Origin of the sequence: Rhodoluna sp. (assembly GCF_024641065.1) — a bacterium.
GTDB lineage: Bacteria > Actinomycetota > Actinomycetes > Actinomycetales > Microbacteriaceae > Rhodoluna.
The window spans coordinates 119,844-141,446 of record NZ_JAHEDV010000001.1 but is presented as its reverse complement, the minus strand read 5'-3'; the positions used below and the strand labels follow the sequence as shown (position 1 = coordinate 141,446).

Genomic DNA, 21,603 nt, shown 5'->3' with positions numbered 1-21,603 from the left:
CTGCACTAAATTTTTCTGGTGACGAACTCACGTCTGGCTCCCTTTGGTGTCTTCGAGGCAAAGTAGGCTTGCCTCATGAACGCTAACTCTCAGCCTACTCTTCTGCTCATTGATGGTCATTCACTGGCCTTTAGAGCTTTTTATGCGCTGAGCCCAGACTCGTTCAAGACCCCAGATGGCCAGCACACCAATGCTGTGCATGGATTCATCTCGATGATGTTGAACATTCTTCAGGCTGAAAAACCGACTCACCTGGCTGTGGCCTTCGACCTTTCAAGAAGTTCGTTCAGAACTGAGGAGTATCCCGAGTACAAGGGCACCCGCGGTGAAACCCCACCGGAGTTCGTCGGTCAAACGGAACTGCTTCAAGAAGCGCTTGAAGCAATGAACATCAAGACCATCACACGTGTGAATTACGAAGCAGACGACATCTTGGCCAGTCTTGCAGATCAAAGCGCTGACTTAGGTTTTCAGGTCTACGTGGTTTCTGGCGATCGCGATACTTTTCAACTAATTCGCGAAAACACCACAATTCTTTACCCGGTCAAAGGCGTTCTAAACCTTGCCCGCATGGATGACCAGGCTGTTTTCGATAAGTACGGCATTCACGCAAAGCAGTATCCCGACCTCGCAGCTCTTGTGGGCGAGACTTCAGACAACCTCCCGGGAATCCCAGGAGTTGGCCCGAAAACTGCAGCTAAGTGGCTAACTTCATATGAAAACCTGGATGGAGTGCTCGCCGCCGCCGATGAAATTACTGGCAAGGTCGGAGAGAGCCTGCGCGAACATCGTGAACTGGCGATTCGCAACCGACGCCTCAATCACCTGGTTCGAGATTTAGATTTTGATTTCAACCATGATGACTTAGTTCTAGGACCACTAGATGAGTCAAAGGTTCGCGAAGTGTTCAGCAAGTTGCACTTCAAGTCGCTCACCGAGAGAGTGCTGAAGGCCCGCGGGGTTCAGCCTGGAACCGGAACAGTTACAGACACAACCTCGGCGGTTGCAGATTTCAACGAAGCATTCGATGCCCCTGCTGAAAGCCTGCCCGAACTTGGTGAATTACCTGAAAGTGTCAAACTGACCGGTAGCGAAATTAAATCATGGCTCTCAGATCAGCATTCAACCATCGGTGTGGCCTTTGAGTTTGTCGGAGAATCGATTGGCTCAATTGGTTTTGCGACCGAGAACCACAGAGTGCTTTGGACTCCAGCGACCATTCAGGATGTTTCTGAGACGGTTGGAGCCTGGCTTGCCGACCCAACTTGCGTGAAGACCTTGCACGGGGCCAAAGACCAAGCTCGCAAGCTACTAGATTTTGGCTTAGCTCTGCAAGGCGCGAACTACGACACGCTGCTGCTTGCCTACCTACTCGATCCAGTCAGCAAAGATTTCAGTCTCGATGAAGTCGCAGCTATTCACCTTGGAATCCAGGTTGAGCGATCTGATCCAAATCAACTCATTGCAGAAGACGCCACAGATATATCCTTGGATGCCTGGGTAATCGCGAATTTGACACCGACTTTGTTCAGCAAAGTTGAAGCGCAGGGCCAACTCAAAGTGTTCGCTGAAGTTGAGTTACCTACCAACGAATCTTTGGCACGCATGGAGCACTACGGTGTTGCTATCGCCGTCGATCAACTTCAGGATCTTTTTGAAAAGTTAACCTCAGAGGTCAGCGAAATTGCCAAGCAGGCTTTCGCCGTAATCGGGCATGAAATCAACCTGGCGTCACCAAAACAGCTGCAAACGGTTCTCTTCGACGAACTTGGCATGACCGGAACCAAGCAGGTAAAGACTGGGTTCTCTACCAACGCAGCAGCATTGACCGAGCTATTTGAACAAACCGAACACCCGTTCCTCGCGCACCTTCTCGAACACCGCGAGGCCACCAAAATTCGTCAAATTGTCGAGACCATGCTTAAGGCAGTTGCCTCTGACGGCCGTATTCACACGAACTATGTTCAAACTGGAACCTCCACCGGTCGACTTTCTTCAGAGAATCCAAACCTTCAGAACATTCCGATCAAGAGCGAGCGCGGGCGACTAATCCGTGAAGCATTTATTGTCGGCGACGGCTATGAAACCTTGCTCACCGCTGACTATTCACAGATTGAGATGCGCATCATGGCCCACCTATCGGGTGACGAGGGCATAATCGAGGCGTTCAAAACTGGTGAAGACCTTCACCGATTTGTTGGTGCGAGAATCTTTGGCGTAAAGCCTGAAGAAGTCACACCAGCCATGCGTTCGAAAGTCAAGGCTATGTCCTACGGTCTGGTTTATGGCCTAAGTGAATATGGGCTCGCTAAGCAGTTGCGCATTCCTAATGCTGAAGCAAAACAACTAATGAGCGATTACTTCGCGCGCTTTGGGGGAGTGCGTCGATATCTATCAACCGTGGTTGATGAAGCGAAGACCCTCGGCTACACCGTAACCACCTATGGTCGACGCAGGCCTTTTGACGATTTGAATAGCAAACTGTTTCAGGTTCGTGAAAATGCAAGACGTGCGGCGCTAAACGCACCAATTCAGGGCACAGCCGCAGACATCATGAAATTGGCAATGAATCACATTTCAGAGCGCATTCAATCTGAGTCACTCAAAAGTCGAATGTTGCTTCAGGTTCACGATGAATTGGTGTTTGAAGTAGCCCCTGGCGAACTCGAAACACTAAAGAAACTTGTCGTCGAAGAAATGGAGGGCGTGGTTGAACTCTCGGTGCCGCTCGAAGTGCAAATTGGCATAGGAAAAAGCTGGGAATTAGCTGGTCACTAGGGCCATTAACGGGTAGGCTTGAAAAGTGCGTTTTGCGCATAAATCAATCCATTGCCTCATCAGCCCCGCGGAAAATCCTCGGTCTCCTGTTGCGGCCCGAGTAGTGCCCGTTAAGAGTAAAAATAAATATGACCACCAAGCCAGCAAAGCAGATCGCTGTAAATGACATCGGTTCTGCAGAAGACTTTCTTGCAGCTGTAGAAGCTACCCTAAAGTTCTTCAACGACGGAGACCTCATTGAAGGTATTGTCGTAAAAATCGACCGCGACGAAGTTCTACTAGACGTCGGTTACAAAACTGAAGGTGTAATCCCTTCACGCGAACTTTCTATCCGCCACGACGCTGACCCATCAGAGATCGTTGCAGTCGGAGATTCTGTAGAGGCACTTGTCCTCCAGAAGGAAGACAAAGAAGGCCGTCTAATTCTTTCTAAGAAGCGCGCACAGTACGAGCGTGCTTGGGGCGACGTTGAGAAGATCAAAGAAGCTGATGGCACCGTTAATGGTGTTGTTATCGAAGTTGTTAAGGGTGGTCTTATCGTTGACATCGGTCTTCGTGGCTTCCTTCCAGCATCGCTAATCGAGCTTCGTCGCGTTCGCGACCTTGGCCCATACCTAGGCCAGAAGGTTGAAGCTAAGATTCTTGAGCTTGACAAGAACCGCAACAACGTTGTTCTTTCACGTCGTGCACTTCTTGAAGAGTCACAGTCAGCTAGCCGCAGCACGTTCCTTGCAGACCTTGCCAAGGGCCAGATCCGCACCGGTGTTGTTTCATCTATCGTAAACTTCGGTGCATTCATTGACCTTGGCGGCGTAGACGGTCTAGTTCACGTTTCAGAGCTTTCATGGAAGCACATTGAGCACGCTTCTGAGGTTGTTGAAATCGGCCAGGAAGTCACTGTTGAGGTTCTTGAGGTAGACCAGGAGCGCGAGCGCGTTTCACTATCTCTAAAGGCCACCCAGGAGGACCCATGGCAGGTATTCGCTCGCACCCACGCAATCGGTCAGTACGCTCCAGGTAAGGTAACCAAGTTGGTTCCTTTCGGTGCGTTCGTTCGCGTTGCCGACGGTATCGAGGGTCTAGTTCACATCTCAGAGCTTTCTTCAAAGCACATTGAGCTTGCTGAGCAGGTTGTTTCGGTTAACCAGGACGTCTTCGTCAAGGTAATCGACATTGACCTAGACCGCCGCCGCATCTCGCTTTCATTGAAGCAGGCTAACGAAGAGGTTGACCCAGAGGGCACCGAATTCAACCCAGCGCTTTACGGTATGGCTGCTGACTACGACGAAAACGGTCAGTACAAGTACCCAGAAGGCTTTGATTCAACCACCAACGAGTGGAAGCCTGGCTTCGAAGAAGCTCGCACCAAGTGGGAGAAAGAGTACGCAGAGGCTCACGCACGTTGGGAAGAGCACAAGAAGCAGGTTGCGGCAGCCAACGAGGCAGCAGCAAAGCTTCCTGAGGCTTCTGAAGCTCCAGCAGCAGCGTCAAGCAGCTACTCAAGCGAATCATCTGAAGGCGGCACTTTGGCTTCAGACGAGTCACTTGCAGCACTTCGCGACAAGCTAAAGAGCGCAGAGTAACTTCAAAACTCTAAAGAAGCGGCCTCCTCACTGAGGGGGCCGCTTTTTTGTACTCTCGATAGGCGCCGGCGATTTAGGCTTATGGCATGTACTTGATTGGTCTCACTGGCGGAATCGCAGCTGGCAAGTCGACGGTTGCCGAATATTGGCAAAAGCTCGGTGCATTACACATCGACGCAGATCAAATCGCGCGTGAAGTGGTTGCCAAGGGAACCGATGGACTTGAGGAGCTAACCAAGGTATTTGGTTCTCAAATACTTGATGGTGAAGGCAATTTAAATCGAGAAAAACTCGGTGCCATTATCTTTTCGAACGCCACTGATCGAGCCAAACTTGAGGCTGTGGTTCATCCGAGAGTCAAAGCAAAAACTTTGGCTCTTTTAGATGCGATGCCTAGCGATGCCGTAGTTGTCTATAACGTGCCGCTACTAGTTGAAGCGAAAGTCGACTACCCTTTTGACAAGGTGGTTACCGTTGAAGCACCTCGCGAAAAGCAGGTCGAGCGACTGGTGAAACACCGCTCGCTAACCCCGGAACAGGCCATCGCAAGAATTGATAGCCAGGCGAGCCCCGCATTGCGAGCAAACGCCGCTGATGTGATTTTGAACTCGAACCAAGAGCTTTCACTGCTAATCAAAGACGCCGAGTTACTTTGGAATCAAATAAAACGGGAAGCGAACGCTAAGTTTTCGGCTTAGTAATCAATACATGGAAGCCACCAGATCTTTTGCACCCTTTGAGGTTGTCAGTGAGTACAAGCCCTCAGGCGATCAACCAACCGCAATTGCCGATCTAGCCGCTCGAATCAACGCCGGCGAAAAAGATGTTGTGCTCCTGGGTGCCACCGGAACAGGTAAATCAGCCACAACGGCTTGGTTGATTGAAGCCGTTCAGCGCCCCACACTAGTTTTGGCCCACAACAAGACCCTCGCCGCTCAGCTGGTCAACGAATTTCGTGAATTACTGCCAAACAACGCGGTCGAATACTTTGTAAGTTACTACGACTACTACCAACCAGAGGCGTATGTAGCACAAACAGACACCTTTATTGAAAAAGACTCTTCAATTAATGAAGAGGTCGAGCGCCTGCGCTATTCAGCGACAACCAGTTTGCTGAGCCGACGAGATGTTGTGGTGGTCAGTACTGTTTCATGCATCTACGGTCTCGGTGCCCCAGAAGAGTACCTGAATTCACGCGTAGCTTTGCAGGTCGGCCAACGAATCGATCGAGATGAACTCATCCGTGCCTTTGTTGGCATGCAGTACAACCGCAATGACATTGATTTTTCACGAGGCAACTTCAGGGTCAAGGGCGACACCATCGAGATCATCCCGGTCAACGAAGAGTTGGCTATTCGAATTGAGTTCTTCGGCGATGAAATCGAAGGCCTGTATTCGCTCTTTCCGCTCACCGGTGAGATTGCGCGCACCGAAAGCGCGGTCTCGATTTTTCCGGCTTCGCTGTACATGGCTGGGCCAGAACGAATGGGGCGAGCAATCGAGGCTATTGAAGAAGAGCTTGTTTGGCGAGTCAAAGAACTAGAGCAACAAGGAAAATTGCTCGAGGCTCAGCGACTCAAAATGCGCACAACCTTCGACCTCGAAATGATTAATGAGCTTGGTTTCTGCTCGGGAATCGAAAACTACTCTCGCCACATCGACGGACGTGAACCAGGGTCAGCGCCGTCTTGCCTCCTGGATTATTTCCCTGAAGATTTCTTAACCGTTATCGATGAGTCCCACGTCACAGTTCCTCAAATTGGAGCCATGTACGAAGGTGACTCCAGCCGCAAACGAAATCTCGTTGACTACGGTTTTAGATTGCCGTCGGCACTCGATAATCGCCCGTTGAAATTCAGCGAATTTCAAGAACGAATTGGCCAAACGGTTTACCTCTCGGCGACACCAGGCAAATACGAGATGAACCTCGGGGCCGGCGTTGTCGAACAGATCATTCGACCAACCGGTCTGGTTGATCCCGAAATCGTAATAAAGCCAAGTGCCGGTCAAATCGACGACTTGCTCGAAGAAATTCGTATTCGCGCAGCCAAGGATGAACGAGTACTGGTGACAACACTCACCAAGAAAATGTCTGAAGAGCTGACCGACTTCTTGACCGAAGCCGGAGTGCGAGTGCGATACCTGCACTCAGATGTCGACACCTTGAGACGAGTCGAGTTACTGCGCGAACTGAGAAGCGGTGTTTACGACGTACTTGTTGGAATCAACTTGCTGAGAGAAGGACTCGACCTTCCGGAAGTTTCTTTGGTCAGCATTCTTGACGCCGACAAAGAGGGTTTCTTGCGTTCAACAACCTCGCTTATTCAAACAATCGGTCGCGCCGCCAGAAACATTAACGGGCAGGTGCATATGTATGCCGATAACATCACCGACTCAATGGCTCGGGCCATTGACGAGACCAATCGTCGCCGAGCCAAACAGGTTGCCTACAACCTAGAAAAGGGAGTCGACCCTCAGCCACTTCGAAAGAAGATTGCTGACATTACCGACCAGATAATGCGCGAAGAGCAAGACACAGCCGAACTTCTCGAACAGGCCGGAAAATCTAAAAAGACTCGCGACGGCAAGTCAGTCCTTCCTATTCGTTCACGAAAGGGTATTGCCAGCATGGCCTACGCCGAGATCCTGGCAGTCGTCGTCGACCTTGATGAGCAGATGAAGGCGGCCGCGGCAGAGCTCAAGTTTGAATTGGCCGGCCGACTTCGAGACGAAATATCAGAACTAAAGCACGAGCTTCGACAAATGGAAAAAGCCGGTCACGCCTAGGCGTTCCGACTCAAACAGCAAGGTTAAAATTCAAAGATGTCTGTAACTCCAGTGCCACACGATAACAAGCTGATTATTAAGGGCGCACGCGTTCATAACCTCAAGGATGTCTACCTAGAGGTACCACGTGACTCGTTGGTTGTGTTCACTGGCTTGAGCGGCTCAGGCAAGTCATCCTTGGCTTTTGACACCATTTTTGCCGAAGGCCAACGCCGCTATGTTGAGTCGCTGTCTGCATATGCTCGCCAATTTTTGGGTCAGGTAGATCGACCAGACGTGGATTTCATTGAGGGCCTGAGCCCAGCGGTGAGCATTGACCAGAAGTCGACCAACCGTAACCCGCGTTCAACGGTTGGAACAATCACCGAAATTCATGACTACCTGCGCCTGCTCTGGGCGAGAGTGGGAACGCCTTTTTGCTCCGAGTGTGGCGAAAAGATTGTCAAGCAAACTCCGCAACAGATTGTTGATCAGATTCTTGAGTTGCCCGAAGGCACCAGATTTCAAATTTTGGCCCAGGTCGTTGACCAGAAAAAGGGTGAGTTTGTTGATCTTTTCAAAGAACTCAATGCACAGGGTTATGCACGCGCGATGGTGGATGGTGAGTTAGTTCAACTTAGCGACGCAAAGCCACTCAAGAAAACTTTCAAGCACGACATCTCGGTCGTAATCGACCGCTTGGTGAATAAGCCAGACATCATCGGTCGTCTAGCTGATTCAGTTGAAACCGGCCTAAAACTTGCCAACGGAAGAATCTTGATTGACCTGGTCGATGAGGCTGCAGGATCAGGAAAAACCCGAGTGTTCAGCGAGAAGATGTCTTGCCCGAACGAGCATCCGCTAAGCCTCACTGAAATTGAGCCGCGAACATTTTCTTTCAACGCGCCTTTTGGTGCTTGCCCTACCTGCACAGGCTTGGGAACAAAGCAGGCTGTCGATGGCGACCTAGTTATCGGTGACCCGGCCGCAAGCATCAATGGGGGAGTTATTCTGCCTTGGTCGACTCAGGGTAAGGGTTTGTTCCACTATTTTTCTCGCATGCTTGAGGGCCTGGCGGCAGATCTTGAATTCTCGCTAGACACGCCTTGGAACCAGCTCGGCGAAGAAATTCAAGAGGCCGTGCTTCACGGCAACAACTTCGATGTTCAGGTGAAGTGGAAGAACAGATACGGGCGTGAACTTCGTTACACCACCGGATTCGAAGGCGTTCTGAGCTACATCGAGCGCAAGTATCTCGAATCAGAGAATGACTACGCTCGCGCAAAATGGTCGGGCTTTCTAAGAGAGATTCCGTGCCCTGCTTGTTCGGGCCAACGCCTACGCCCAGAGGTACTGGCAGTCAAAGTCTTCGATAAATCAATCGCAGATGTTGCCGCAATGAGCCTTGGTGAGGCCGTTGAATTCTTCGACACCATCGAGCTCGCCGAACGCGATGTGAAAATTGCTGCGCAGGTGCTCCGTGAAATCAGAGCACGCCTGGACTTCTTGATGGCCGTGGGTCTTGATTACCTCAGCCTCGAGCGCGCGGCCGGTTCACTGTCTGGTGGCGAAGCACAGCGCATTCGTCTAGCGACCCAAATTGGTTCAGGGCTAACCGGCGTTCTCTACGTTTTGGATGAACCATCAATCGGTTTGCACCAGCGCGACAATCGAAGGCTGATTGACACATTGATCAAACTCCGCGACCTTGGCAACACACTGATTGTGGTCGAGCACGATGAAGACACAATCAAGTCATCAGACTGGGTAGTAGACATCGGCCCAGGAGCAGGTGTCAATGGTGGTGAGGTTGTTCACAGCGGAACATACGAGCAACTAATCAAGAATGAACGATCGCTCACCGGCGCATTTATGTCGGGTCGAGAGAGTATTCAGATTCCTAAAAAGCGCAGAGCGGTCGATGCCAAACGTCAGCTAAAAGTTGTCGGCGCACGCGAGAACAATCTAAAGAACGTTGATGTTGAGTTTCCACTTGGCACGCTTACAGCGGTCACTGGCGTGAGCGGTTCAGGCAAATCATCCCTGGTAAACGACGTTTTGTATGAGGTGCTGGCAAATTCACTAAACGGGGCCAAAGGCGTGGCCGGTAGACACACGAGAGTCGAGGGCCTCGAGCTTCTCGACAAAGTTGTTCACGTTGACCAAAACCCAATTGGGCGCACACCAAGATCAAACCCGGCTACATACACTGGTGTGTTTGACCACATCCGCAAGCTTTTCGCTGACACTCAGGAATCTAAAGCCCGCGGTTATCAGCAGGGCCGTTTCTCATTCAACGTCAAGGGTGGGCGATGCGAGTCTTGCTCTGGCGATGGAACACTGAAGATCGAGATGAACTTCTTGCCAGACGTTTACGTTGCCTGTGAAGTTTGCCACGGTGCCCGCTACAACCGAGAGACGTTGCAAGTGCTTTATAAAGGCAAAAACATTGCCGAGGTTCTCGAAATGCCAATCGCTGAGGCCGCCGAATTTTTCGCAGCCATCACATCAATCGCGCGTTACCTCGACACTCTCGTTGAGGTAGGTCTCGGATACGTTCGTCTTGGTCAGAGCGCAACCACTCTTTCTGGCGGCGAGGCTCAACGTGTCAAGCTGGCCACCGAATTGCAGAGACGTTCAAACGGTCGAAGCATTTATGTGCTTGATGAGCCAACAACTGGTTTGCACTTCGAAGATGTGAGAAAACTTTTGCTAGTTCTAAATAGCTTGGTCGACAAAGGCAATACTGTCTTGGTGATTGAACACAACTTGGATGTAATCAAGTGCGCTGACTGGATTGTCGACATGGGCCCCGAAGGCGGATCACGCGGCGGCGAGGTAATTGCCATTGGCACCCCTGAGCAAGTTGCTGCAAATGCCAAGAGCTTTACTGGATCCTTCCTAAAGGAAATGCTCGGCTAATGGCTGACGAACTCTCGTTCCGACCAAAAACCGGCGAGATACCCACAAATCCCGGTGTTTATCGCTGGCTTGATGCCTCTGGCCGGGTGCTTTATGTGGGCAAGGCTAAGAATCTACGAGCCCGACTGAGCAATTATTTTGGACCGCTCGATAGCCTTCATGAACGAACCCGCCGCATGGTCACGAGTGCTGCCGACGTTCAATGGACGATCGTAAAGACTGAGTACGAGGCGCTCCAACTTGAATTCACCTGGATCAAGGAGTTTGACCCTCCGTTCAATGTGCGTTTCAAGGACGACAAGTCGTATCCATACCTTGCCTTGTCAATTGGTGAAACAGTTCCGAGAGTGTTTATCACCAGAAATCGCGAGCTCAAAGGCGTCAAGTATTTCGGACCTTACACCCAAGCCTGGGCTGTGCGAGAAACCATGGACACCCTCCTCAAGGTCTACCCAGTTAGATCTTGCTCAAGTGGGGTTTACCAGCGCGCCAAGGCATCTAATCGCGCTTGTCTGCTGGGCGATATCGGCAAGTGCGCTGCGCCTTGCGTCGGCAGAGTCTCTGAGGGTGAGCACAAAAAAATCGCCAAGGAATTCATTGATTTCATGGCCGGTGGTGACACACAGCACTTAGAAGTACTTCGCGCCAAGATGTATGAGGCATCTGAAGCACAGCAATACGAACTTGCCGCTAGAACCAGAGACGACATCGAAGCATTAGAGACGGTACTCGAGAAGAGCACCGTTGTTTTTAGCGACCAAACTGACGCCGACCTATTCGGCATAGCCGACGATGATCTAGCGGCTGCGGTTTCGCAATTCATAGTCAGAGGCGGTCGCATCCGCGGTGTTCGCGGCTGGGTGGTCGACAAAGAGCTTGAACGCGATTTACCCGAGTTGGTCGAGTATGTGCTGCAAAACGTCTACACCACAAAGCCTGGGTCTGAACCAGTTGATGTTCCTAGAGAAATCTTGGTTCCGGTCTTGCCTGAAGACAACGAAGAGCTGAATCGGTGGCTGTCGGACTTGCGGGGAACCAAAACTGAGTTGCGCGTTGCCCAGCGTGGTGACAAAGCTGCTCTGGCAAGCACAGCGCTCACCAACGCCAAGCATGCACTCATGCTCTACAAGACCCGCCGAAGCGCTGATTTCACTGCAAGAGCAGATGCATTGGCTGGCATTCAGAAGGCACTCAACCTGTCAGAGGCTCCATTGCGAATTGAGTGCTTTGACGTATCTCACCTTGGTGGCACCGGGGTGGTTGCATCGATGGTGGTTTTCGAAGACGGGCTTGCCAAAAAAGATCAATATCGTCGTTTTTCTATTGAAGACACCACGGATGACACCGAGTCGATTTATCAGGTACTCACTCGAAGACTGAAATATCTCAAGGACCCCGAGGATCAGCAAGCTGTTGATTCGAACCAAAAGTTCTCATATCGGCCATCACTTTTGGTGGTTGATGGTGGCCTGCCACAGGTCAACGCTGCTCAACGCGCAATCAATGATTCGGACGTAAAGGGCCTAACCGTGGTTGGGCTAGCTAAGCGGCTCGAAGAAGTGTGGCGACCGGGGGAGGATTACCCCGTAATTCTGCCTCGCGCCACTGACGAATTGTTCCTACTGCAACGCATTCGCGACGAAGCCCACCGATTTGCCATCACATATCAGCGACAGAAGCGCTCATCATCTATTGCCAGCACCTTGGGTGACATTTCTGGCTTGGGCGACAAGCGCGTTGCGGCCCTATTAAGGCATTTTGGCTCGGCCAAACGGCTGAGAGCGGCAAGTGCCGACGAGATTTCATCGGTGGCAGGAATCGGCCCAATCCTGGCCGAACAAATAGTTCAAAGCCTTTCTTCGTAACCGGTTTCATCGGCGTGTCGCGCTCGGCTAGACTGACAAATGTATCGTTTTGCAAGTGCAAGCAAAACTAGGGAAAGGAGTGCTGATGACAGGTCAAAACCAGCGCGAACTCCTGGTTGTTACTGGCATGTCAGGTGCCGGGCGTTCCACAGTCGGAAACGCGCTTGAAGACCTCGGCTGGTATGTGGTCGACAACCTTCCGCCGCAAATGCTTGACCCGATTGCAAACCTATTCACGATGGCGGAGACACCCCTGCCACGTCTAGCCGTAATGCTCGACGTTCGTGGCGGCGAATTTTTCACAGATGTTCAGACTCACCTGAGTCAACTCCGCAGTCGCGACATCAACATCCAAGTTATTTATCTAGAGGCCTCAGATGCTGCCCTGGTGAAACGCTTCGAATCGGTTCGTCGCCCACACCCGCTTCAGGGCAACGGAACCATCCTGGATGGAATCACCGAAGAGCGGGTTCGCCTACTCAGCATCCGCGAATCAGCCGATGCAGTAATCGACACTTCAGATCTCAACATTCATCAACTTTCGAATCGAATCGCTGAGTCTTTCTCAGTAGCGCAGACCAACCAACTTCAGGTAACTGTCATGTCGTTCGGATTCAAATACGGCCTGCCGACTGATGCAGACCTAGTTGCCGATATGAGATTCTTGCCGAATCCCTTTTGGCAAGAGTCACTTCGCCCATTCACCGGTGAAGACAATCAGGTTTCAGAATTCGTGCTTACACAAGACGGAGCTGAGGAGTTCATTACTAACTACCTGGCGGCACTGAAGCCGGTTTTGCGTGGTTATGTGAACGAGAACAAGAGATATGCAACCATCGCCATCGGATGCACCGGAGGAAAGCACCGTTCAGTTGCCATGACACGTCGAATTGCCGGCGAACTGGCCAAACTTGAGAACGTGTCTGTGCATGTGAAACATCGCGATTTGGGCAAGGAATAGGGGAGAACCATGGCTTTAACATCTGATCTGAAAGATGAGTTGGCAAGACTCGAAATCAACAAAAATGCCGTGCGAGTTGCTGAACTTTCTACAATTTTGCGTTTTTCGGGTGGTCTGCACCTAATTTCGGGCCGAGTGGCCGTTGAGGTTGAGCTAGACACGGCGCAAATTGCTCGCCGCGTGCGCAAAGACCTAGCCGAACTTTTCGGAATCGAAAGCGAGATGGCCGTCATTTCTGCAAGTGGAATTCGACGCAGCAGCCGCTACCAGATTCGTGTTCTCAATCAGGGCGACGTACTTGCCCGTCAAACCGGTCTTCTAGACCAAAGGGGTCGTCCTGTTCGTGGATTGCCTGCCAATCTAGTCTCGGGGTCAATTCCTGAGGCGCAGGCCGTCTGGCGAGGCGCATTTTTGGCACACGGTTCGTTGACTGACCCGGGTCGTTCTGCGGCTCTCGAAATCACCGCCCCAGGAAATGAAGCAGCCATGGCTCTCGTTGGTGTGGCTCGCCGCCTCGGAGTAAGCGCCAAAGCGCGCGAAGTTCGTGGCGTTTATCGAGTTACCGTTCGCGAGGGTGAGGCGATTGCAACCATGCTCACCCAAATGGGAGCACACACCCAGGTTTTGCGCTGGGAAGAAATGCGTTTGCGCCGTGAAGTGCGTGCCACCGCAAATCGCCTGGCCAACTTTGACGATGCCAATCTTCGTCGCTCAGCACAGGCAGCGGTTGCCGCTGGCGCCCGAGTAGAGCGTGCCCTTGAAATTCTCGGTGACGACATCCCGGAACACCTGAGCTATGCGGGCAAATTGAGACTCGAACACAAACAGGCGAGCTTGGATGAGCTCGGGCACCTTGCTGACCCAGTAATGACCAAGGATGCGATTGCCGGGCGAATTCGCCGCTTGCTCGCCATGGCCGACAAACGTGCCGAAGAACTAGGAATTCCAGCTACCGATGCCTTCTTACCTGAAGACATCGACGAATAAAACAAAATAGGAGAGAAAAATGACTAAGTATGTTCTACCTGAGTTGAACTATGACTACGCGGCTCTTGAGCCAAGCATCTCTGCTCGCATCATGGAGCTTCACCACTCGAAGCACCACGCGGCCTATGTTGCCGGCGCAAACGCAACCCTCGACCTACTAGAAGAAGCCCGCTCGAAGAACGACTTCACCTGGGTGAACAAGCTCCAAAAGGATCTTGCTTTCCACTTGGGCGGCCACATCAACCACTCAATCTTCTGGAACAACCTAACTGCAGCTAACAGCGACCGCCCAGAGGGTGAGCTTGCTGCCGCTATTGACGAGTTCTTCGGATCATTCGAGGCTTTCCAAGCACACTTCAACGCAAGCGCGATGGGAATCCAGGGTTCTGGTTGGTCATTCTTGGCTTGGGACCACCTAGGTCAGCGCCTGATCATCGAGCAGCTTTACGACCAGCAGGGTAACGTCGTTCCGACCACTGTGCCACTTCTTATGTTGGACATGTGGGAGCACGCGTTCTACCTTGACTACCAGAACGTAAAGGGCGACTACGTCAAGGCCTTCTGGAACATCATCAACTGGGCTGACGTTCAGGCTCGTTTCGCTGCCGCAAGCAGCAAAACCGGCGGTCTACTGGTATTCTAAAAACAGTTTTTCCACCCGATGACGCGTGGCAAATTGCACCCTAACAATCAATCAATCGCGTCACTCTTTGGCGCCTAACCTCTTGGAGATCTAAGTGGCTATTCGTGTTGGAATTAACGGCTTCGGCCGCATCGGTCGCAACTACCTACGCGCAGCGTTGGCAAAGGGCACCGAGCTTGAAATCGTTGCAGTAAACGACCTTAGTGACCCTAAGTCACTTGCTCACCTTCTAAAGTACGACTCAGTAACCGGCCGTCTTCCTCAGGAAGTACGCGTTGAGGGTCAGAACATCTACGTTGGCGACCAGGTTATTAAGGTTCTTGCTGAGCGCAACCCTGCCGACCTTGGCTGGGGAGACCTCGGTGTTGACATCGTTATCGAGTCAACCGGTCGTTTCACCGATGCTGAGGCTGCTAAGGCTCACATCGCAGCTGGTGCCAAGAAGGTACTTATCTCTGCACCTGCAACCGGTGAAGACGCAACCTTCGTTCTAGGCGTAAACGACCACCTGTACGACCCAGAGAACCACCACATCATCTCGAACGCTTCATGTACCACCAACTGCTTGGCTCCATTTGCCAAAGTCTTCAACGACAAGTTCGGTATTGAGAACGGTCTGATGACCACTGTTCACGCTTACACCGCTGACCAGAACCTACAGGATGGCCCTCACGGTGACCTTCGCCGCGCACGTGCAGCCGCGATCAACATCGTTCCATCTTCAACCGGTGCTGCAAAGGCTATCGGTCTTGTTCTGCCTGAACTTAAGGGCAAGCTAGACGGTTACGCACTGCGCGTACCAGTTCCAACCGGTTCGATCACCGACCTAACCTTGGTGTCAAAGACCGACGTCACCATCGAGCAGATCAAGGCAGCCTACAAAGAGGCTTCTGAGTCTGGCCCAATGGTTGGCATTTTGAAGTACACCGAAGACGAGATCGTTTCAAGCGACATCGTTACCGATGCACACTCATCAATCGTTGACGCAGGCCTAATCAAGGTCATCGGTCGCACCGTGAAGATCTCATCTTGGTACGACAACGAGTGGGGTTACTCAAACCGTCTTGTTGAGCTAACCGAGCTTGTAGCAAGCAAGCTCTAAGCCTTACCAAAATTTGACGGCTTCGGCTGTCGAGAAAGATCAAAATGCGTAAACTCTCCGACCTGCCTAACCTTGACGGAAAGCGGGTAGTAATCCGCTGCGACTTCAACGTTCCTCTAGATGGAACCCGCATCACCGATGACGGCCGAATCGTTGCATCACTACCTACCATCAAGTATTTGGTCGACCAGGGCGCCAAGGTTGTTGTTATTTCACACCTTGGCCGCCCAGAGGGTGCGCCTGATGCCAAGTACTCACTCGAGCCAGCTGCAAAGCGCTTGGGTGAGCTACTTGGCCAACCAGTTTTCTTCGCGACTGACACCGTCGGTAGCGAAGCCAAAGGTGCTGTTAAAGCATTAGCTCGCGGTGGTGTGGTGGTTCTTGAGAACCTGCGCTTCAATGCGGCAGAAACCAGCAAGGATGCAGCTGAGCGCGAGGCGTTTGCAGCTAAATTGGCCGAGTTCGGTGACTTCTTCGTCAGCGACGGTTTTGGTGTGGTACACCGCAAGCAAGCTTCGGTTTACGAACTTGCCAAGGCATTGCCTAGTTCTTGCGGTCTACTTATCGAGAAAGAACTCGATGTACTTACCCGCTTGACCAGCACCCCTGAGCGACCATACGCAGTTGTATTGGGTGGTTCAAAGGTTTCAGACAAGCTTGGCGTTATCGACCACCTTCTACCTACCGTCAACAAGTTGCTTGTCGGTGGCGGTATGGTCTTCACATTCTTAGCTGCTCAAGGCTTCAAGGTGGGTTCAAGCCTTCTTGAAGCTGACCAAATCGAAACTTGCAAAGAGTATCTAAAGCGTGCTGCCGAGCTTGGCGTAGAAGTCATTCTTCCTACCGACATCGTGGTTGCATCAAAATTCGGTGCTGATGCAGATGTAGCAATTACTCCAGCAGATGCAATTGAGTCTTCTCCATTTGGTGAGAAAGGTCTAGGCCTAGACATCGGGCCGGTTTCAGCTGCACGCTTCGCCTCAGAAGTAGCATCAGCAAAGACTGTTTTCTGGAATGGCCCAATGGGTGTATTCGAGATTGATGCATTCGCCGGTGGTACTCGCGCAGTGGCTAAGGCCCTGACCGAAGTTGATGGACTGAGCGTCGTTGGTGGCGGAGACTCTGCCGCTGCAGTGCGCATCCTTGGCTTTGAAGACAGCCAATTTGGCCACATTTCAACTGGTGGTGGCGCCAGCCTAGAGTTCCTTGAAGGCAAAAACCTTCCCGGCCTAGACGTTCTTAACTAATTTCTAACTAAATCGGAGATCACCATGGCTAACCGCGTTCCGCTAATTGCTGGCAACTGGAAAATGAACCTAGACCACCAGCAAGCTATTGCTTTGGTGCAGAAGCTGGCATATACCCTCAAGGATGCAGCTCACGACTTCAAGTCAACCGAGGTAGTGGTTTTTCCTCCATTCACAGACCTGCGCACCGTTCAGACGCTGATCGATGCAGAGAAGTTTGAGCTTGGCCTTGGCGCACAAGACCTTTCGAAGTTTGACTCAGGTGCTTACACCGGCGAAATCTCAGGTGCGTTCCTTAGCAAACTCGACGTCAAGTACGTCCTAATCGGCCACAGCGAACGTCGTCAGTACCACAACGAAGGCGATGACACCGTTCAGGCTAAGACCGCAGCGGCATTCCGCCACGGTCTAGTTCCAGTTATTTGCGTTGGTGAAACCCTAGAGGAGCTCGAAACTGAAGGCCAGAGTGCCGTTCCAGTGCGTCAGGCCCTGGCTGCTCTTGCCGGTCACGACAAACTGGGTGAGTTCGTAATCGCTTATGAGCCAGTTTGGGCAATCGGAACTGGAAAGGTTGCCACCGCTGAAGAAGCTGCATCAGTTTGCGGAAAGATCCGCGAAGCTTTGGTGGCTGAGTTTGGCGAAGAACTAGCTCAGGCAACCAGAATTCTTTATGGTGGTTCAGTTAAGGCTGCCAACGTTGCTGGTTTCTTGCGCAGCACCGAGGTTGATGGCGTACTAGTTGGTGGAGCAAGCCTAGACGCTGAAGAATTCAGCGGTATCTCGCGCTTCCAGAAGCACATCGCTCTATAATTTCTAAAGACCACTAAATCAAAGGATTCCCACATGGCAGCGCTACAGGTTGCACTTCAGGTGCTTTTGGCTATCACCAGCCTCTTGCTCACCCTGCTAATTTTGTTGCACAAGGGTCGCGGTGGCGGTCTTTCCGACATGTTTGGTGGCGGCGTTACCAGTGCGATGAGCTCTTCTGGTGTTGCCGAGCGAAACCTAAACCGCATCACAATCATCCTGGGGATTGTCTGGGTTGTAGTGATCATCACTCTGGGCCTATTCACGCGCTTCAACTTGGTTGCCTAATCAACTAAAAGGAGAAATCTAATGTCAAACGGGGGTTCGGCAATTAGAGGTTCACGAGTCGGCGCTGGGCCGATGGGTGAACAAGATCGCGGCTTCAAGGCCGACAGAATCACACTTAGTTTTTATTGCTCAAATCTTCACGAGCATGTTCAGCATTACTCGGCTCTGGTTGACCCGGCTGAGATGCCTAGCGAAATTGATTGCCCAAAGTGCGGCCTACCTGCGGGGCAAGACAAAGCGAACCCACCGGTTATTGCAAAACATGAGCCATATAAAACCCACTTGGCTTATGTGAAAGAACGTCGAACCGAAGAAGAAGCCCAAGAGCTCTTGGATGATGCCATCGCGCAGGTGCGCGAGCGAAGAGCAAGATTGGCAGAGCAAGCGTCAGAGCAATAAAAAATGGACCCGCTAGGGTCCATTTTTATTAGCAGCCGAAAACTTTTGTGGCCGCTGTGCTGTCCAAATACCAACGGGTCGCTTTTGCACCCTTAACCCGGCCAACCGGCAAATCTTCAGGGCTGTCGCCAAAGGCAACTGAAACAGCATCTTGTTTATCAGCACCGGCAACAACAAACCACAGCTCATCAACCGAATTCATAGCTTCATAACTGAAGCTGAGTCGTGCTGGGGGAGGTTTAGGTGAGTCGTGCTCAGCGATAATAGCCTCACCTGAAATGGGAGCCGCCTTACCTGGAAACAGACTGCAAATGTGTCCGTCTGGGCCCATTCCGACAAATGCAAGATCGAAATGTGGAGACTGCTCTGCAAGTTTCTTGGCGAATTGTGCAGCAGCTTCGTCTAGCGAAAGTCCTTCGTCAGATGCCGGAAACTCGTGCACCTTGGTTTCATCCAAGGCAATTTTGCTTAAAAAAGCCTTGCGAGCTTGAATGGCATTTCGATCTTCGTGAGATTTTGGAACAAAACGTTCGTCGCCCCACCAAAAGTGCACGCGACTGTAGTCGACTTTGTTTTTCAACTCATCTGAACCGAGTGCAGCAAGAGTGGCGATGCCGATGGTGCCACCGGTGAGCATTACGTGAATCTCGGTCTTTTCGGCCAGAAGCTCGTTTGCGCGATTGATGAAGTCAGAAGAGATAGCCTCAACAACAGCCTGTGCATTCGGCGAACGAGTGACGAAAGGTCGAAGCATTACTTGAGACCCTTGGCACCGCGTGTGACAGTTGGTTTCACGGTCTTACCCTTGAAACTCTTAGTAACCACCTTGCCAAACAAGTCGTCTGGATCAAGTCGGCGAAGATCTTCCATTAGACAGTCGCGAAGACTCGGGCGCGGCAACGAAATGGTTCGAGTCGGCTGCGAAGGCTGAATCAAGGTAGCAACACCAGGTGCGTTTCGAACGATTTCGATGTCACCTGACTTGCGCATCAACTTGACGCCAACAAGGCCGTGCTTCTGCTTATCTGCCGGAGTGCGAATCAATGAAACCTTCACGCCAAGTTGCAAACCTAACCAAGCCGCTAGCAGATCAACGCTAGGGGAGTCGACCGGGCCGGTAACCTCAGCGCCAAGAACCTTGTCATAAGGTGGCTGATCAAGAATCGCTGCAAGCTGCTCACGCCAAGCTGTGAGTCGGGTCCAGGCAAAATCACTGTCTCCAGGAACATATCCCTTGGCTAGTTTGCAAAGAAACGCGTGTGGGTCTTTTTGGCTCGCTGCATCAGTGATACGGCGGGTGGCAATTCGGCCGATTGGCGAATCTGCTGCAACTTCTGGAGCCTCTTCAGGCCACCAGGCGACAACGGGAGCGTCAGGAAGAAGTAGGCCGGTGACAAGGCTTTCCGGGTCACTGGCAGCTTCGCCGTAGGCGCGAAGCACGATCACCTCAGAGGCACCAGCATCGCCACCAACTCGAATTTGCGCGTCGAGCTTGGCATTCTTCTTGCTCTTTGAATTGTCATCAGCAAGCACAATGATGCGACAAGGGTGCTCGCGAGATGCGTCGTTTGCGGCCTTGATTGCCTCTTCGATGCCCTTGAAATCGGTTTCGATAACTAGGGTCAACACGCGGCCCAGTGCGACTACGCCGCCCTGCTCGCGAATCTGAACAATCTGCTTTGAAACCTTGCTGATTGTGGTGTTTGGTAGATCGATGATCACGGAATTCTCCACTCACGCCCGTCGCGGGCAAGCATTTCGTCGGCGGAGCTAGGGCCCCAGGTTCCAGGTCGGTACTGCTCTGGTTGACCCTGCTTGGCCCAATACTCTTCAATCGGGTCAAGAATCTTCCAAGACAGTTCAACCTCTTCGTGGCGAGGGAATAGTGGTGGATCACCAAGCAACACATCGAGAATCAAACGCTCGTATGCTTCAGGGCTAGCCTCGGTGAACGCGTGACCATAACCAAAGTCCATGGTTACGTCGCGAACCTGCATGCCAACGCCAGGCACCTTTGAACCAAAGCGCATGGTCACGCCTTCGTCGGGTTGCACACGAATAACCAGTGCATTCTGACCAAGTGCGCTGGTCTGGCTTGCAGCAAATAGTTGCTGAGGTGCACGCTTGAAAACGACCGCAATCTCAGTAACTCGGCGACCAAGTCGCTTACCCGCACGAAGGTAGAACGGCACACCGGCCCAGCGTCGAGTGTTGATGTCGAGGCGCATGGCAGCGTAGGTTTCAGAGACTGATTTCGGGTTCATGCCGTCTTCATCCAAGAAGCCGGTGACCTTCTCGCCACCTTGCCAACCGCCAGAATACTGACCGCGTGCAGTGTGCAAACCTAGATCTTTTGGAAGACGGACTGCAGAAAGAACTTTCTCTTTCTCGTTGCGCAAATCGTCGGCATCGAAAGAAACCGGTTCCTCCATGGCAGTCAATGCGAGCAACTGCAACAAGTGGTTTTGAATTACATCTCGAGCCGCACCAATGCCGTCGTAATAACCGGCACGACCGCCTACACCGATGTCTTCAGCCATAGTGATCTGAACGTGGTCGATGTAGTTAGCGTTCCAAAGCGGTTCAAACATTTGGTTCGCGAAACGAAGAGCAAGGATGTTCTGAACAGTTTCTTTACCGAGGTAGTGGTCGATGCGGAATACAGAATCTGGTGGGAAAACAGATTCGACGACATCGTTCAATACGCGAGATGATGCCAAGTCGTGACCAAAAGGCTTCTCAATTACCACACGACGGAACTCATCCGGGGCTGGGTCAGCCAAACCACTGCGCTTTAGCTGCTGACACACCTGGGCAAAGGCCTTAGGTGGAATCGACAGGTAGAACGCGTGGTTTCCGTTGGTGCCACGCTCAGCGTCAAGTTCAGCGATGGTTGCCTTAAGACGATCAAAAGCTGCATCGTCGTCGAATTCACCAGAAACAAAGCGAATACCGCTAACCAGCTGGTCCCAAACTTCTTCAGACCAAGGAGTGCGCGCATATTGCTTAACAGCTTCTTTTACAACTTTGCTGAAGTCTTGGTGTGCCCAGTCGCGACGAGCAAAACCTACCAGCGCGAAGCCTGGTGGTAACAAACCACGGTTTGCCAAGTCATACACCGCAGGCATTAGCTTTTTGCGTGAAAGGTCGCCGGTCACACCAAAGATCACCAGGCTGCTAGGCCCGGCAATTCGGTTGAGTCGACGATCGCTTGGATCGCGAAGCGGATTAGAGCCCGCTGAAAGTTTGCTCATG

At 51.9% G+C, this 21,603-nt stretch carries 17 protein-coding genes; 14 read left to right on the top strand and 3 right to left on the bottom strand.

The genetic code is table 11. From position 1 onward, the window contains the following. Positions 1 to 75: 75 nt before the first annotated feature. The 14 genes from polA to Q0L26_RS00600 all read left to right on the top strand — a co-directional run bounded on the left by polA (position 76) and on the right by Q0L26_RS00600 (position 18,348). Positions 76 to 2,778 (top strand): DNA polymerase I, encoded by a 2,703-nt coding sequence (gene polA, locus Q0L26_RS00665; RefSeq protein WP_296646050.1) that lies wholly within the window; start codon positions 76 to 78, stop codon positions 2,776 to 2,778. Positions 2,779 to 2,906: 128 nt separating this feature from the next. Next, on the top strand, positions 2,907 to 4,361 hold the full coding sequence (gene rpsA, locus Q0L26_RS00660) for a 30S ribosomal protein S1 (protein WP_296646049.1): 1,455 nt from the start codon (positions 2,907 to 2,909) through the stop codon (positions 4,359 to 4,361). An 86-nt stretch (positions 4,362 to 4,447) separates the two neighbouring features. After that, positions 4,448 to 5,059, top strand: a complete 612-nt coding sequence (gene coaE, locus Q0L26_RS00655) for a dephospho-CoA kinase (protein WP_296646047.1) — start codon at positions 4,448 to 4,450, stop codon at positions 5,057 to 5,059. 10 nt (positions 5,060 to 5,069) lie between these two features. Further along, positions 5,070 to 7,148 (top strand): excinuclease ABC subunit UvrB, encoded by a 2,079-nt coding sequence (gene uvrB, locus Q0L26_RS00650; protein ID WP_296646045.1) that lies wholly within the window; start codon positions 5,070 to 5,072, stop codon positions 7,146 to 7,148. Between the two features lie 36 nt (positions 7,149 to 7,184). Beyond that, positions 7,185 to 10,049, top strand: a complete 2,865-nt coding sequence (uvrA, locus tag Q0L26_RS00645) for an excinuclease ABC subunit UvrA (protein ID WP_296646043.1) — start codon at positions 7,185 to 7,187, stop codon at positions 10,047 to 10,049. Then, positions 10,049 to 11,914, top strand: coding sequence for an excinuclease ABC subunit UvrC (gene uvrC, locus Q0L26_RS00640; RefSeq protein ID WP_296646041.1), 1,866 nt, complete (start codon positions 10,049 to 10,051; stop codon positions 11,912 to 11,914). The genes uvrA and uvrC overlap by 1 nt, the downstream gene beginning before the upstream one ends. A gap of 85 nt (positions 11,915 to 11,999) precedes the next feature. Next, on the top strand, positions 12,000 to 12,875 hold the full coding sequence (gene rapZ / locus Q0L26_RS00635; RefSeq protein ID WP_296646039.1) for an RNase adapter RapZ: 876 nt from the start codon (positions 12,000 to 12,002) through the stop codon (positions 12,873 to 12,875). Between the two features lie 9 nt (positions 12,876 to 12,884). Continuing rightward, on the top strand, positions 12,885 to 13,862 hold the full coding sequence (gene whiA / locus Q0L26_RS00630; RefSeq protein WP_296646037.1) for a DNA-binding protein WhiA: 978 nt from the start codon (positions 12,885 to 12,887) through the stop codon (positions 13,860 to 13,862). Positions 13,863 to 13,881: 19 nt separating this feature from the next. Next, on the top strand, positions 13,882 to 14,505 hold the full coding sequence (locus tag Q0L26_RS00625; protein ID WP_296646033.1) for a superoxide dismutase: 624 nt from the start codon (positions 13,882 to 13,884) through the stop codon (positions 14,503 to 14,505). A 94-nt stretch (positions 14,506 to 14,599) separates the two neighbouring features. Further along, positions 14,600 to 15,607, top strand: coding sequence for a type I glyceraldehyde-3-phosphate dehydrogenase (gap, locus tag Q0L26_RS00620; protein WP_296646031.1), 1,008 nt, complete (start codon positions 14,600 to 14,602; stop codon positions 15,605 to 15,607). A 38-nt stretch (positions 15,608 to 15,645) separates the two neighbouring features. Continuing rightward, complete coding sequence (locus tag Q0L26_RS00615; protein ID WP_296646709.1) at positions 15,646 to 16,854, top strand: phosphoglycerate kinase; 1,209 nt, start codon at positions 15,646 to 15,648, stop codon at positions 16,852 to 16,854. Positions 16,855 to 16,878: 24 nt separating this feature from the next. Then, positions 16,879 to 17,664, top strand: coding sequence for a triose-phosphate isomerase (gene tpiA, locus Q0L26_RS00610; RefSeq protein WP_296646029.1), 786 nt, complete (start codon positions 16,879 to 16,881; stop codon positions 17,662 to 17,664). A gap of 33 nt (positions 17,665 to 17,697) precedes the next feature. Then, positions 17,698 to 17,949 (top strand): preprotein translocase subunit SecG, encoded by a 252-nt coding sequence (gene secG, locus Q0L26_RS00605; protein WP_296646027.1) that lies wholly within the window; start codon positions 17,698 to 17,700, stop codon positions 17,947 to 17,949. Positions 17,950 to 17,970: 21 nt separating this feature from the next. Further along, a complete protein-coding gene (locus Q0L26_RS00600; protein WP_296646024.1) occupies positions 17,971 to 18,348 on the top strand; it encodes an RNA polymerase-binding protein RbpA in 378 nt (125 codons plus the stop codon). 28 nt (positions 18,349 to 18,376) lie between these two features. Here Q0L26_RS00600 and pgl read toward each other — a convergent pair whose 3' ends face one another. Genes pgl through zwf form a run of 3 tightly spaced genes read right to left on the bottom strand, consistent with a single transcriptional unit; the run spans position 18,377 to position 21,602 of the window. After that, positions 18,377 to 19,102 (bottom strand): 6-phosphogluconolactonase, encoded by a 726-nt coding sequence (gene pgl, locus Q0L26_RS00595; RefSeq protein WP_296646022.1) that lies wholly within the window; start codon positions 19,100 to 19,102, stop codon positions 18,377 to 18,379. Next, positions 19,102 to 20,070: a glucose-6-phosphate dehydrogenase assembly protein OpcA gene (locus Q0L26_RS00590; RefSeq protein WP_296646019.1), complete on the bottom strand. Its 969-nt coding sequence runs from the start codon at positions 20,068 to 20,070 to the stop codon at positions 19,102 to 19,104. The genes pgl and Q0L26_RS00590 overlap by 1 nt, the downstream gene beginning before the upstream one ends. Continuing rightward, positions 20,067 to 21,602 carry a glucose-6-phosphate dehydrogenase gene (gene zwf, locus Q0L26_RS00585; RefSeq protein WP_296646017.1) on the bottom strand — a complete coding sequence of 512 codons (1,536 nt, stop codon included), beginning with the start codon at positions 21,600 to 21,602 and terminating at the stop codon, positions 20,067 to 20,069. Before zwf ends, Q0L26_RS00590 begins: the two co-directional genes overlap by 4 nt. Position 21,603 lies beyond the last annotated feature (1 nt).